This is a genomic window from Streptomyces sp. NPDC060205 (assembly GCF_042728395.1).
Taxonomy (GTDB): domain Bacteria; phylum Actinomycetota; class Actinomycetes; order Streptomycetales; family Streptomycetaceae; genus Streptomyces.
Window position 1 is genome coordinate 1 of sequence record NZ_JBHWZP010000272.1, and the last position, 12,837, is coordinate 12,837.

General features: G+C 71.9%; 10 protein-coding genes. 5 read left to right on the plus strand and 5 right to left on the minus strand.

The window, feature by feature from the left end; genetic code table 11:
* Positions 1-111: 111 nt before the first annotated feature.
* From ACFWGJ_RS33615 to ACFWGJ_RS33630, 4 genes are all read right to left on the minus strand, one after another.
* Complete coding sequence (locus tag ACFWGJ_RS33615; protein WP_387332202.1) at positions 112-1,569, minus strand: NCS2 family permease; 1,458 nt, start codon at positions 1,567-1,569, stop codon at positions 112-114.
* A 307-nt stretch (positions 1,570-1,876) separates the two neighbouring features.
* The gene (locus tag ACFWGJ_RS33620; protein ID WP_387332204.1) at positions 1,877-4,276 is read right to left on the minus strand and encodes a xanthine dehydrogenase family protein molybdopterin-binding subunit; all 2,400 of its coding nucleotides are present in this window, start codon (positions 4,274-4,276) and stop codon (positions 1,877-1,879) included.
* Positions 4,277-4,278: 2 nt separating this feature from the next.
* A complete protein-coding gene (locus ACFWGJ_RS33625) occupies positions 4,279-4,899 on the minus strand; it encodes a (2Fe-2S)-binding protein (RefSeq protein ID WP_387332206.1) in 621 nt (206 codons plus the stop codon).
* Positions 4,899-5,789, minus strand: coding sequence for an FAD binding domain-containing protein (locus ACFWGJ_RS33630; RefSeq protein ID WP_387332208.1), 891 nt, complete (start codon positions 5,787-5,789; stop codon positions 4,899-4,901). The genes ACFWGJ_RS33625 and ACFWGJ_RS33630 overlap by 1 nt, the downstream gene beginning before the upstream one ends.
* Before the next feature lie 356 nt (positions 5,790-6,145).
* Between ACFWGJ_RS33630 and ACFWGJ_RS33635 the strand changes: the two genes are divergently transcribed.
* Both ACFWGJ_RS33635 and ACFWGJ_RS33640 read left to right on the plus strand, forming a co-directional pair.
* A complete protein-coding gene (locus tag ACFWGJ_RS33635) occupies positions 6,146-7,888 on the plus strand; it encodes a PucR family transcriptional regulator (protein WP_387332210.1) in 1,743 nt (580 codons plus the stop codon).
* A 190-nt stretch (positions 7,889-8,078) separates the two neighbouring features.
* Positions 8,079-8,852 carry a hypothetical protein gene (locus ACFWGJ_RS33640; protein ID WP_387332212.1) on the plus strand — a complete coding sequence of 258 codons (774 nt, stop codon included), beginning with the start codon at positions 8,079-8,081 and terminating at the stop codon, positions 8,850-8,852.
* Between the two features lie 143 nt (positions 8,853-8,995).
* Here the strand turns inward: ACFWGJ_RS33640 and ACFWGJ_RS33645 are convergent, their stop codons facing one another.
* Entirely contained in the window at positions 8,996-9,871 is an 876-nt protein-coding gene (locus ACFWGJ_RS33645; RefSeq protein WP_387332220.1) for a GntR family transcriptional regulator, read from the minus strand.
* A gap of 229 nt (positions 9,872-10,100) precedes the next feature.
* Here ACFWGJ_RS33645 and ACFWGJ_RS33650 point away from each other — a divergent pair, with 229 nt between their 5' ends.
* The 3 genes from ACFWGJ_RS33650 to ACFWGJ_RS33660 all read left to right on the plus strand — a co-directional run bounded on the left by ACFWGJ_RS33650 (position 10,101) and on the right by ACFWGJ_RS33660 (position 12,779).
* Complete coding sequence (locus ACFWGJ_RS33650) at positions 10,101-10,427, plus strand: hypothetical protein (RefSeq protein ID WP_387332214.1); 327 nt, start codon at positions 10,101-10,103, stop codon at positions 10,425-10,427.
* An 81-nt stretch (positions 10,428-10,508) separates the two neighbouring features.
* Complete coding sequence (locus ACFWGJ_RS33655) at positions 10,509-11,426, plus strand: (2Fe-2S)-binding protein (protein WP_387332216.1); 918 nt, start codon at positions 10,509-10,511, stop codon at positions 11,424-11,426.
* A gap of 321 nt (positions 11,427-11,747) precedes the next feature.
* Positions 11,748-12,779: a DUF2637 domain-containing protein gene (locus ACFWGJ_RS33660; protein ID WP_387332218.1), complete on the plus strand. Its 1,032-nt coding sequence runs from the start codon at positions 11,748-11,750 to the stop codon at positions 12,777-12,779.
* The last annotated feature ends 58 nt before the right edge of the window (positions 12,780-12,837 follow it).

Here is a 12,837-nt window from a genome sequence, read left to right on the forward strand (position 1 = left end):
CCTTGCGGGGCGGGGGTGCGCCCCGGCTTTTGCTTTTTAGGGGCGCGGGGAACTGCGCGGGCCACCCCCACCGGGCCGCAGGTTGAATTACCGCGCGCCCCAGCGGAGCGTCTAGTGGATGCCCATCCAGCTTTCTATCGGGCTCAGGGCGAAGAAGATCAGGAAGATTGCCGTGAGGCCCCACATGAAGGCTCCGACCTCCCGCGCCTTGCCCTGGGCGATTCTGATGGCGACGTAACTGATGACCCCGGCCGCGACCCCCGCCGTGATGGAGTACGTGAACGGCATGATCACGACGGTCAGGAAGACCGGGATCGCGGTGGCGCGGTCGGCCCAGTCCACATGGCGGGCGTTCATCATCATCATGGCGCCGATGACGACCAGGGCCGCCGCCGCGACCTCGCCGGGGACGATCGCCGTCAGCGGGGTGAAGAAGAGACAGGCCGCGAAGAACAGGCCCGTGACGACGGAGGAAAGCCCCGTGCGGGCACCCTCGCCGACCCCCGTCGCGGACTCCACGAACACCGTCTGGCCGGAGGCGCCGGCGACCCCGCCGATCGCGCCGCCCGCGCCGTCGATGAACAGTGCCTTGGACAGGCCCGGCATCCGCCCCTTGTCGTCGGCGAGCCCCGCCTCCGTACCGACGCCGATGATCGTGGCCATCGCGTCGAAGAACCCGGCGAGCACGAGCGTGAACACGATCATGCCGACCGTCATCGCGCCGACCTCGCCCCAGCCGCCGAACTCGACGTCACCGAAGATCGAGAAGTCGGGCATCGACACCGCGCTGCCGTGGAGTTCGGGCGCGCCGCCGGCCCACTGCTTCGGGTCGATCACGTCGAGGGCGTTGAGCACCACGGCGAGTACGGTTCCGCCGACTATGCCGATCAGGATCGCGCCGGGAATGCCGCGGGCCTGGAGCATGAAGATGGCGAGCAGGGTGACGGCGAACAACAGCACGGGCCAGCCCGCCAGTTCGCCCGTCGCACCGAGCGAGACCGGGGTCGCCTTGCCCTGGTGGACGAAGCCCGCCTTCACCAGGCCGATGAGCGCGATGAACAGCCCGATGCCCATCGTGATCGCGTGTTTGAGGGCCAGCGGGATCGCGTTCATGATCATCTCGCGTAGCCCGGTGACCACGAGCAGCATGATCACCACGCCGTACATCACGCACATGCCCATGGCCTGCGGCCAGGTCATCTGGGGCGCGACCTGCGAGGAAAGCACACCCGAGACGGACAGTCCCGCGGCGAGGGCCAGCGGCACCTTGCCGAAGAAGCCCATCAGCAGGGTGGTGAAGGCCGCGGCGAACGCCGTCGCGGTGATCAGGGCCTGCCGGCCGAGCGTGTCCCCCGCGACGTCCTTGCCGGACAGGATCAGGGGGTTGAGGAGGAGGATGTACGCCATCGCCATGAAGGTCGTGACGCCGCCGCGCATCTCACGCGCGACCGTGCTTCCCCGTAGGGATATGTGGAAGTAGCGGTCGAGCCAGGACCGGCCGGCCGGGACGCGGGTTCCTTCACCCGCGTCGTCGGCGGTGGTCCTGGGCTCCAGTGACTGCTGGGTCATGGTGCCTTCTCCCAAGGTTCATAGGGGCACCCGCGGCTTGCTTTCGGTGTGCGCGGGTTTTGGGAAGGTGCACGACCCGGGGGACGGCCCGAGACGAGACGCGATGCTGTACTTGCGTGGTTGCCGGGGAGCGGGTGCCGTGGGATACACGGTTGCCCGGCGCCGGGGTGGCCCTTGCTGTGCCCACCCGTTCCTCCCCCAGTGCCTTGAGGGCCTGGGGGGACCCCAGCGGAACGCCTGCCCACAGCAAGGGCGGGGGCCTGCCCGGAGCGGCGGCGGAACGGGCCGCCCACGACAGTCGGGCCGACTACGCCGTGTCCGTCAGGTGTTCCGGGCGGACCGGTGTCCTGTTGAGCTCCAGGCCCGTCGCGTTGCGGATCGCCGCGAGGACGGCCGGGGTCGACGACAGGGTCGGGGCCTCACCGATGCCACGGAGCCCGTACGGCGCGTGGTCGTCGGCGAGTTCGAGCACGTCGACGGGGATGGTCGGCGTGTCGAGGATCGTGGGGATGAGGTAGTCGGTGAAGGAGGGATTCCTGACCTTCGCCGTGACGGGGTCGACGATGATCTCCTCCATCACCGCGATGCCCAGGCCCTGCGTCGTACCGCCCTGGATCTGGCCGAGGACGGACAGCGGGTTGAGCGCCTTGCCGACATCCTGCGCGCAGGCCAGTTCGATGACCTTCACCAGGCCCAGTTCGGTGTCCACCTCGACGACCGCGCGGTGGGCGGCGAACGAGTACTGGACATGGCCGTTGCCCTGACCGGTGCGCAGGTCGAAGGCCTCGGTCGGCCGGTGCCGCCACTCCTCCTCGACCTCGACGGCCTCGTCTTCGAGGACGTCGGCCAGGTCGGCCAGGACCTCACCGCCGTCGGTGACGACCTTGCCGCCCTCCAGGAGCAGTTCGGCACTCGCCCAGGCCGGGTGGTACGTACCGAGCTTGCGGCGGCCGATCTCCAGGACCTTCTCGCGGACCAGCTCGCACGCGTTCTTCACGGCGCCGCCGGTGACGTACGTCTGACGGGACGCCGAGGTCGAACCGGCCGAGCCCACCTGGGTGTCCGCCGGCTGGATCGTCACCTGGGCGACGCCCAGTTCGGTGCGGGCGATCTGCGCGTGGACGGTGACCCCGCCCTGGCCGACCTCCGCCATCGCGGTGTGGACGGTCGCGACGGGCTCGCCGCCGACGACCTCCATACGGACCTTGGCGGTCGAGTAGTCGTCGAAGCCCTCGGAGAAGCCGACGTTCTTGATGCCGACCGCGTAGCCGACCCCCCGTACGACGCCTTCGCCGTGGGTGGTGTTCGACAGGCCGCCGGGGAGCTGGCGGACGTCCGCCGCCTCGCCGGCCGCCAGCCACTGCTGCTCCGGCGGCATCGGCATCGCCTTGACGCGGCGCAGGAGTTCGGCGACCGGGGCGGGCGAGTCGACGGGCTGGCCGGTGGGCATCAGCGTGCCCTGGGACATCGCGTTGAGCTGCCGGAACTCGACCCGGTCGATGCCCACCGCGTCGGCGAGCTTGTCCATCTGCGCCTCGTAGGCGAAGCACGCCTGGACCGCGCCGAAGCCGCGCATGGCGCCGCAGGGCGGGTTGTTCGAGTAGAGGGCGATGGCCTCGATGTCGACGTCTTCGAGGACGTACGGGCCGACCGCCAGGGATGCGGCGTTGCCGACGACCGCCGGGGACGCGGAGGCGTACGCGCCGCCGTCCAGGACGATCCGGCACTTCATGTGGGTCAGCTTCCCGTCCTTCGTCGCCCCGTGCTCGTAGTGGAGCTTCGCGGGGTGGCGGTGGACGTGGCCGAAGAAGGACTCGAAGCGGTTGTAGACGATCTTGACCGGTTTGCCGGTGCGGAGCGCCAGCAGACAGGCGTGGATCTGCATGGACAGGTCCTCGCGGCCTCCGAACGCGCCGCCGACGCCGGAGAGCGTCATCCGCACCTTGTCCTCGGGCAGACCGAGGACCGGGGCGATCTGGCGCAGGTCGGAGTGCAGCCACTGGGTGGCGACGTACAGGTCGACGCCGCCGTCCTCGGCGGGTACGGCGAGGCCCGACTCGGGGCCGAGGAACGCCTGGTCCTGCATGCCGAAGGTGTACTCGCCCTCGACGATGTGATCGGCTCGCCGCCGGGCCGCCTCGACGTCGCCGCGGACGATCGGCTGGCGGTGCACGATGTTCGGGTGGGAGACGTGCCCGATGTGATGGTCGTCGCGGCCCTCGTGGATCAGCGGGGCGTCCGGCGCGGTGGCCGAGGCCTCGTCCGTGACGACCGGCAGCTCCTTGTACGCCACCTTGATCTTGGCGGCGGCGCGGCGGGCGGTCTCGGGGTGGTCGGCGGCGACGATCGCGACGGGCTCGCCGTGGTGGCGTACCCGGCCGCGGGCCAGTACCGGGGTGTCCTGGATCTCCAGGCCGTAGTTCTTCACGGCGGTGGGCAGGTCGTCGTACGTCAGGACCGCGTAGACGCCGGGCGTCGCGAGGGCCTCGCCTGTGTCGATGGAGAGGATCTCGGCGTGCGCGACCGTGGAGCGCAGGATCTGGCCCCAGAGCATGTCCTCGTGCCACATGTCGGACGAGTACGCGAACTCGCCGGTGACCTTGAGGGTGCCGTCCGGGCGCAGCGTGGACTCGCCGATGCCGCCCTTGGTCCGCGAACCCTGGGTGACCTTCGTGGGCGTACCGACGGGAGTCGTGCGGGGAGCCATCGTCAGACCGCCTCTCCCTGACGGGCGGCCGCCAGGCGGACCGCGTCCATGATCTTCTCGTAGCCCGTGCAGCGGCAGAGGTTGCCCGAGAGCGCCTCGCGGATGTCCGCGTCGGTGGGGGTGGGGTTGCGCTCCAGCATCTCGTCGGCCGCGACCAGCAGGCCGGGGGTGCAGAAGCCGCACTGGACGGCTCCGGCGTCGATGAACGCCTGCTGGATGGGAGCGAGTTCGGCGCCCTCGCCGGTCTGCGAGTCCAAGGGCCGCGCCTCCCAGCGCTTGGCCGCGTCCAGCGGCGTACCGCAGGCACGGGAGGCTCCCGCGGCTCCAGAGCCTTCGTGGGCTCCGGAGGCGCAGGCGCCGTGTTCCGCGCGCTGCCTGGCGAAGTCCGCGAGGCCCTCGACCGTGACGACGTCCCGGCCCTCGACCTGCCCGGCCGCGACCAGACAGGAACACACCGGGACGTTGTCGAGACGGACCGTGCAGGAGCCGCACTCGCCCTGCTCGCAGGCGTTCTTCGAGCCCGGCAGGCCCATCCGTTCCCTCAGCACGTACAGCAGGGACTCGCCCTCCCACACGTCGTCGGCTTCCTGCGGACGGCCGTTGACCGTGAAACTGACGCGCATTACGCGACTCCCTCCGTGCGGGCGGCGGTGCCGCGGTACGACTCCCAGGTCCAGGTCAGCGTGCGGCGGGCCATGATGCCCACCGCGTGGCGGCGGTAGCTCGCGGTGCCCCGGACGTCGTCGATGGGGTTGCAGGCGCCGGAGCACAGCTGGGCGAACTGCTTGGCCACCGACGGGGTGATGATCTTGCCGTTGTCCCAGAAGCCGCCCTCTTCGAGTGCCGCGTTCAGGAATTCCTCCGCCGCCCTGGCCCGTACGGGCGTGGGCGCGGCCGAACCGATGCCGGTGCGGACCGTGCGGGTGGCGGGGTGCAGGGCGAGGCCGAAGGCGCACACCGCGATCACCATGGCGTTGCGGGTGCCGACCTTGGAGTACTGCTGCGGGCCGTCCGCCTTCTTGATGTGGACGGCGCGGATCAGCTCGTCGGGGGCGAGCGCGTTGCGCTTCACCCCGGTGTAGAAGTCGTCGATCGGGATCAGCCGCGAGCCCCGGACGGACTCGGCCTCGACCTCGGCGCCCGCCGCGAGGAGGGCGGGGTGGGCGTCACCGGCCGGGGAGGCGGTGCCGAGGTTGCCGCCGACTCCGCCGCGGTTGCGGATCTGCGGGGAGGCCACGGTGTGGGAGGCCAGGGCCAGGCCGGGCAGCTCACCGCGGAGGTTGTCCATGATCGCCGAGTACGGCACCGAGGCGCCCAGGCGGACCGACTCCTCGCCGACCTCCCAGTCGCCCAGCTCGCCGATGCGGTTCAGGTCCAGCAGGTACTCGGGCCGGCGGTGGTCGAAGTTGATCTCGACCATCACGTCGGTGCCACCCGCAATCGGCACAGCTGTGGGATGCGCTGCCTTCGCGGCGAGCGCTTCCTCCCAGCTGGCGGGGCGAAGGAAGTCCATGACCGGCTCTCTTCTTCGTCTCGTTGATGGTGCTGATCAAGCCAGATCGTGTGCGGCGGCCCAGGCTCGTTCATGAGGTGTTCACGTGGATGGCAGTCAGTACACAGCGCGTTCCACCAACGGGGTCAGTCACCGAAACCATGAAGGAGTTGGCTGGCCAGGGCGCGCATCTTGTAGATTCGTATGAACGGAGGTCATCAGTAACCTCTTGGCTTTCCCCGGGAAACGTCAGACGCAGTCCGCTGCGCGCCGGTCACCGGCCGGAATGAGTCCTCCTCTCTCCCCTTCATCGGTTCGACCCCCTCCATCGGTTCCCCATCCATCGTAATTTTTCGAGACAGAACGGCGGCGACGAGATGCGGCTGCGCGCACTGCTGGACACGGACGCGCTGGGCCTGCGGCTGCTCGGCGGCCAGGACGAGCTGGACCGCACGGTGCGTGGCGTGATGACCACGGACCTGCGGGACCCCAGCCGCTATCTGTCGGGCGGCGAGCTGGTCCTGACCGGTCTCGCCTGGCGCCGTGGCCCGGCCGACTCCGAGCCCTTCGTACGGCTCCTCGCGGGTGCCGGGGTCACGGCACTGGCCGCGGGCGAGGCCGAGCTGGGCCCGGTCCCGGACGATCTGGTGACGGCCTGCGCGCAGCACCGGCTGCCGCTGTTCGCCGTCAACGAGTCGGTGGCCTTCGCGACGATCACCGAGCACGTCGTGCGGCAGGTGTCGGGCGAGCGCGCCGGGGACCTCGCGGCCGTGGTGGACCGGCACCGCCGGATGATGACGTCCGGTCCGGCGGGCGGCGGCCCGGACGTGGTCCTGGACCTGCTCGGCTCCGACCTGGACCTGCGGGCCTGGGTGCTCTCCCCCGCCGGGCGCCTGATCGCGGGCTCGCGGCTCGCCGAGACCGAGCTGGCCCCGGGAGTGTGCACGAAGCTGGCCGGTGAGCACCTGGCGGCGGTCCGCACGGGCCGCCGCGGCCCGCACCGGGTGACGGTGGGCCCGGCCACGTACTCCCTGTTCCCGGTCCGCGGCGGCGGACGCGGTACGGCGGGGGCGCGCGATGTGCGCGAGACGGTGCTGTCGGAGTGGCTGCTCGCGGTCGAGGCCGACGCCGGGGACTGGCCGGAGGAACGGCTGGACCTGCTGGAGGGCGTGACGCAGCTGATCGCCGTGGAGCGGGACCGCCGGGACGCGGCGCGCACCGTACGGCGCAGGCTCGCGCAGGAGGTGCTGGAGCTGGTGCAGACCGGCGCCGCGCCCGGCGAGATCGCGGCACGGCTGCGGGTCGCGGCGCCCGTGCTGCTGCCGGGGCTGGGCGCGGCCCCGCACTGGCAGGTCGTGGTCGCCCGCGTCGAATGGGACGAGGCGAGGGGCGGCCCCGCGGGTTTCCCGGCCGAGTCCGCCGGCGGGGGAAGACGGATCGAGGGGCCCGCGGGAGGTCTGGCGGGCGGTCCGGTGGCCCAGGCGCTGCTGGAGGAGATCCTCGTCGACCCGCGCTCGTCGGGGCCCGAGCCCTCGGACCGGATCGCGGTCGCCCACACGGGTGACGAGGCCGTCGCGCTCGTCCCGCTGCCGGCCGTCTCCTCGGAGCACGACGGCTCGGAGACGGGCCTGCTCGCCGACACGATCCTGGAGGCGGTACGCGAGCCGCTGTCGGCCGGGCTCGACGGCGACGGGCGGCTCACGCTGGGCGTCAGCGCGGCCGTGCACTCGGCGGAGGGCCTGCGCGGCGCCCTGGAGGAGGCCCGGCACGCGCGCCGGGTGGCGGCGGCCAGGCCGGGGCGGGTGTGCGCGGCGGGCCACCAGGAGCTGGCGTCCCACGTGCTGCTGCTGCCCTTCGTGCCGGACGACGTGCGCCGCGCCTTCACGGCCCGGCTGCTGGACCCGCTGCGCGAGTACGACCGCCGGCACCGCGCCGAGCTGATCCCGACGCTGGAGGCGTTCCTCGACTGCGACGGGTCCTGGACGCGTTGCGCGGCCCGTCTGCATCTGCACGTCAACACGCTGCGCTATCGGGTCGGGCGTATCGAGCAGTTGACGGGCCGAGATCTTTCCCGCCTTGAGGACAAGCTGGACTTCTTCCTCGCGCTGCGGATGAGCTGAGGTCACAGCGCTGCGGGCGGGTCGGCCCCGGTCGCCCGGGCCCGGCAGGGAGGCCGAAAGGGTCACCAAGTCTCTTCTCCGCCCCACGACTTTGTGAAATCCTTCACCTACCCCCTTGGCCGAGCACGCTGATTCGTGCTGAGATTCCGCCACCACTCAACAGCTCAATGGCGTGCTCGGGGAGGGCAACGTGGCGCATCCCGCCATGTCTGGTTACGGAACGACTGCAGGGGACGATCCACTCCAGACCGCGGTATGGCGGCTGCGCTCGCGCGCGTGCTGGGCCGACGCGGCCGCTCTCCTGGAACCACACACGGCATCGGCGGCTCTGCAGAGAGCGGCCCTCCTCGTCGAGCGCTGCCTCTACACCGAGCAGGGCTGGGCGGAGGCGGAGGACGCGCTGCGTACGGCGGAGGCGCTGGCCCAGAGCGACGACGAGCGGGGCGCGGCGGCCTGCGAGCGCGGGCAACTGGCGTACGCGTCCACGCTGCTCGCCGTGCGCGACCGCGCCGACGAGGCACGGGCCGCGCTCGGCCGGGCGGCGGCCCTGATCGCGCCGGGCGCCAAGGGGCGAGCGCTGCTGGACTTCCGGCGCGGGCTGCTCGCGGAGAACCTGGCGCACTCGCCGCAGTCCGCGCGCGCCGCCTACCGCCGGGCCCACGCGGGCGCCACCGCGCACGACGACCCGCTGCTGCTGTCCTTCACCTGGCGCCACCTCGCGGGACTCGCGCTGCGCGAGGGCGAGTTGGCGGAGGCCCGGCACGGCTTCGCCGAATCCCTGCGCATCCGCGAGGAGTTGGGCTACCTCGTCGGTACGGCCCCGGCGCTGGCGTCCCTCGCCGACGCGGAGACCGAACCGGAGGCGTCCCGGCTCCGGGCGGAGGCGGGCCGCCTGTTCAAACTCCTGGGCGGCGTACCGACATGGCTGGCGTCCCAGCTGACCCCACCGGCGGCCACAGCATGACGAGAGCCAACCGCATCCGGTAAAGGCACCGGCCACACGGACCCGCCGCTTTCAGGGGCGCGGGGAACTGCGCGACCAGCCCCCACCGGGCCCGCAGACGAACGACACCCCGCCCCCGCCCCCACCCACCCCGGAGGGGCCCGCTACGCGCCCGCGAAATGGTCCCGTATCAACGACTGCGCAGTCGCGACATCCGAGTCGGACAACGCGTCCAGCAACGCCGTGTGCTGACCGGCATCCGCCAAAAGATCGGCACGCGGCCGCCGCCCGGACGCCCCGGCCAGCGGCCACTGCGCCCGCCGATGGAGGTCGTCCGCGAGCTGCACCAGCTGACGGTTGCCCGACAGCGCAAGCACCGCCGCGTGAAAGACACGGTCGGACTCGGCATAGCACGCGAGATCGCCGGTGGCCGCCACGGCCACGGTCGCGTCGGCGAGCGGCCGCAGCTCCGCCCAGCAGGGCGCAGCCACCGTACGGGTCAGCCGGAGCATCACCGGCATCTCGACGAGGGCCCGGATCTCGGCCAGCTCGGCCAGCTCACGGGCCCCGCGCCGGATGACACGGAAACCGCGGTTCGGTACGACCTCGACCGCGCCCTCGTTCGCGAGCTGCTGCATGGCCTCGCGCACAGGGGTCGCCGAGACGCCGAATCGTTCGCCGAGCGCGGGTGCGGAGTAGACCTCGCCGGGGGCGAGGTCACCGGCCACGAGCGCGGACCGCAACGCGTCGAGAACCTGCCCGCGCACGGAGACCCGCTGAATCACGGGCCGAGGAGCCGCGACGGCGAAGACGGGCCCGGAGACGGGGCCGACCGAGGCGGTACGGGCATCGGGCGCACGACGCGCCGACGGCGTACCGCTGCCGCCGGGAGCGCCCGGCCCGCCCAGGGCTTGCGGGGCCTCCGGCGCTCCGCCTGACGCGGAGCCGCGGCCGGGGCCGGAACCGCCCTGCCCTCCCGGGGCCGAAGACGCACGCGGGTCCGGTGGGCCGCTCTCGCGCGTCACCCGCGGCTGAGGAATCGGCGTCTCGCTGTGGGTGTGCTCACCGCGGGCCGCGTGCGCGACGACGGGCACGGCGGGAGCCGCCGGGATCACGGCGCCGGGGCCGCCCCGGGAGGCTTCGCCACGGCCGCCCCCGTACGGCCGCGTCCCGCCACCGCTGCCGCTGCCACCACGGCTCTCCGAACGCGCCTGCGGCGGCACCCGCAGCGCAGCACCCTCGGAACGCGTCTCCTCGGACCTGCCCTCCATGAAGGGCGCCTCCGCCGGACGCGTCCGTATCGAAGCGCCCTCCGCGGGACGAGCCGCCATGGAGCGCGTCTCCACCGACCTGCCCTCCTCGGAACGCGCCTCCGCCGGACGCGTCCGTATCGGAGCGTCCTCCTCGGGACGAGCCGGCGTGGAGGGTGTCTTCGCGGGACGCGTCTCCGTCGGGGCGCCCCCCGCCGGGCGCGTCTGCGACGACGCACCGGCCGAGCCGTGCCCCTCGCGCGTACCGGCTTTCTCCACGGGAGCCTCCTCCGGGCTGGCGCTGGTGGTGGGTGTGCGGGTGGGGATGTCGGTGGGTCCGTCGTGACCCCGACAGAACAGGGTAAACCTCGACCCTATCGGGTAAGGTAAGCCTTACCTGCCGAAGATCGAGAAACGGGGTCCTTGCATGTCCGCTCCCGCCCCGGCCGTGACAGCCCCCGTGACCACCGGCGGCACGCGCCCGGCCCACTCGGCGCTCACCGAGGCGTACACGCGGATGACCGAGGTGTTCCCGGCCCTGGGCGTGACGGAGCTCGCCCAGGGCGAACCCGCCCCGACGGGCGACGGGCGGGTCGGTGTCGCGAGGCTCGCGGAGGCGGGGCCCGAGTTCGAGTCCTTTCTCGCCTGGGACGACGAGCAGGTGCTGGCCGACCACGGACGGCGGGCGCGCCCGGACGTCATCGCCAGCTTCGGGCTGCACCGGTACGCCTGGCCGGCCTGTCTGCTGATCACGGTCCCGTGGTTCGCGCTGCGCCGCGTCCCGCGTTTCCCGGTGGAGGACGTCACCTTCCAGCGCATGCCCGGCCGTATCGCGGTGCGCGTCGGCGCCTTCGCCTGCCTGCCGGACGACCCGGCGGCGGCACTGCCCGGCGCCCGCGTCGTCCGGGACGAGGAGGCCCTGCGCGCCGAGGTACGGGCGTCCGTCGCCGAGCACCTGGAGCCGGTCCTGAGCGGTTTCGGCCCGCGCATGCGACGCCGGGGCCGCGCCCTGTGGGCCATGGCGACCGACGAGGTCGTCGAGAGCCTCCACTACGTCGCCGGGCTGCTCGGCGAACAGGAGCGTGCCACGCGGGAGCTGGAGCAGTTGTTCCCCGGAACCATCAAGCCGTACGTCGGCACGGCCGGCTTCCGTGAGGTGACCGGTTCGAACGGCGCGTGCCTGCCCACCCGGGACCGGGCGAGCTGCTGCTTCTACTACACCCTCGACGCCGAGGACACCTGCGCCAACTGCCCCCGGAACACCGAGGCCGTGCGCATCGCGAAGCTGACCGCCCAGGCGGAGGAAGCAGCCGAGGCCGCAGCGGTGGCCGGGGCGGCGGCCTGAGCCCCGCGCAGGATCACCTTCCGCGTCCAGTAAGATCAACTCGGCCTCGTCCCGGGTTCTTTGCCATGGACGCGGGCACTGAGGTCACGGCTGGTTCACAATATCCTCACTTGGCGCAGGAACTTTCCGTGGAACCACCCGTACGGGTAATCTAACTCGAACTCAACTCCCGCTCCTCAAGCGGCAGTTCGAGGAGAATGCCGCCCACGCGCATCCCCTTGCACTCTCTTGGCGGCCTCTTGCCCCGAAACCCCCTGAGGACCCGCGGGATTGGGCCACTATGACGGGCGTTACGCCCTATCCCAATGCAAGGGACCCCAGATGAGACTGACCGACATATCGCTGAACTGGCTGCTACCCGGCGCCGTGCTGCTCCTGGGCCTGCTGGCGGCGGTTGCGGTGCTCGCGCGTGGCAAGCGCGCCGGGGAGAAGACCCAGACCGAGGACTCCTGGGAGCGCTCGGAAGAACGCCGCAGACGCAAGGAGGCCGTCTACGGCACCGCCTCCTACGTCCTGCTGTTCTGCTGCGCCGCGGTCGCCGCCGCGCTCTCCTTCCACGGCCTGGTCGGCTTCGGCGAGCAGAATCTGAACCTCTCCGGCGGCTGGCAGTACCTGGTGCCGTTCGGCCTGGACGGCGCGGCCATGTTCTGCTCCGTGCTCGCGGTGCGCGAGGCCAGCCACGGTGACGCGGCGCTCGGCTCCCGCATACTCGTGTGGACGTTCGCGGCCGCCGCCGCCTGGTTCAACTGGGTGCACGCCCCCCGGGGCCTCGACCACGCGGGTGCCCCGCACTTCTTCGCCGGCATGTCCCTGTCGGCCGCCGTCCTGTTCGACCGCGCGCTGAAGCAGACCCGCCGCGCCGCTCTGCGTGAGCAGGGCCTGGTGCCCCGGCCGCTGCCCCAGATCCGGATCGTACGGTGGCTGCGTGCCCCTCGTGAGACGTACGGCGCCTGGTCGCTGATGCTCCTTGAGAACGTGCGCAGCCTGGACGAGGCCGTCGAGGAGGTACGCGAGGACAAGCGGGAGAAGGAGCAGAACCGTCTGCGCCGGCGGGACCAGGAGAAGCTGGACCGTGCCCGCATCAAGGCGATCACCCGCGGCCACCGCGGGGCGCTCGGCCGCGGCGGCCGTCAGGCGGAACTCCAGTCGGCCCAAACGGCCACTCAGGTCGCCTCGGAGCCTGCCATATCAACGCCGGAACTACCTTCCCGCGCCCGACCCTCGTTGCAGCCGGTCCGGCGAAGCGGGGACTCGGGGACGGTCGACCTCACCGCGGAGGACGACACAATGGCCCTCCCTCGGCTCGATTCCCTTGAGCGCAAGCTGAAGGATCTGGAGCAGCAGTTCGGCTGAGCACGACCCGGGGCCTGTTTACGGCCTCGACTCTGGATGGGGGCGCGGCATCTCATGC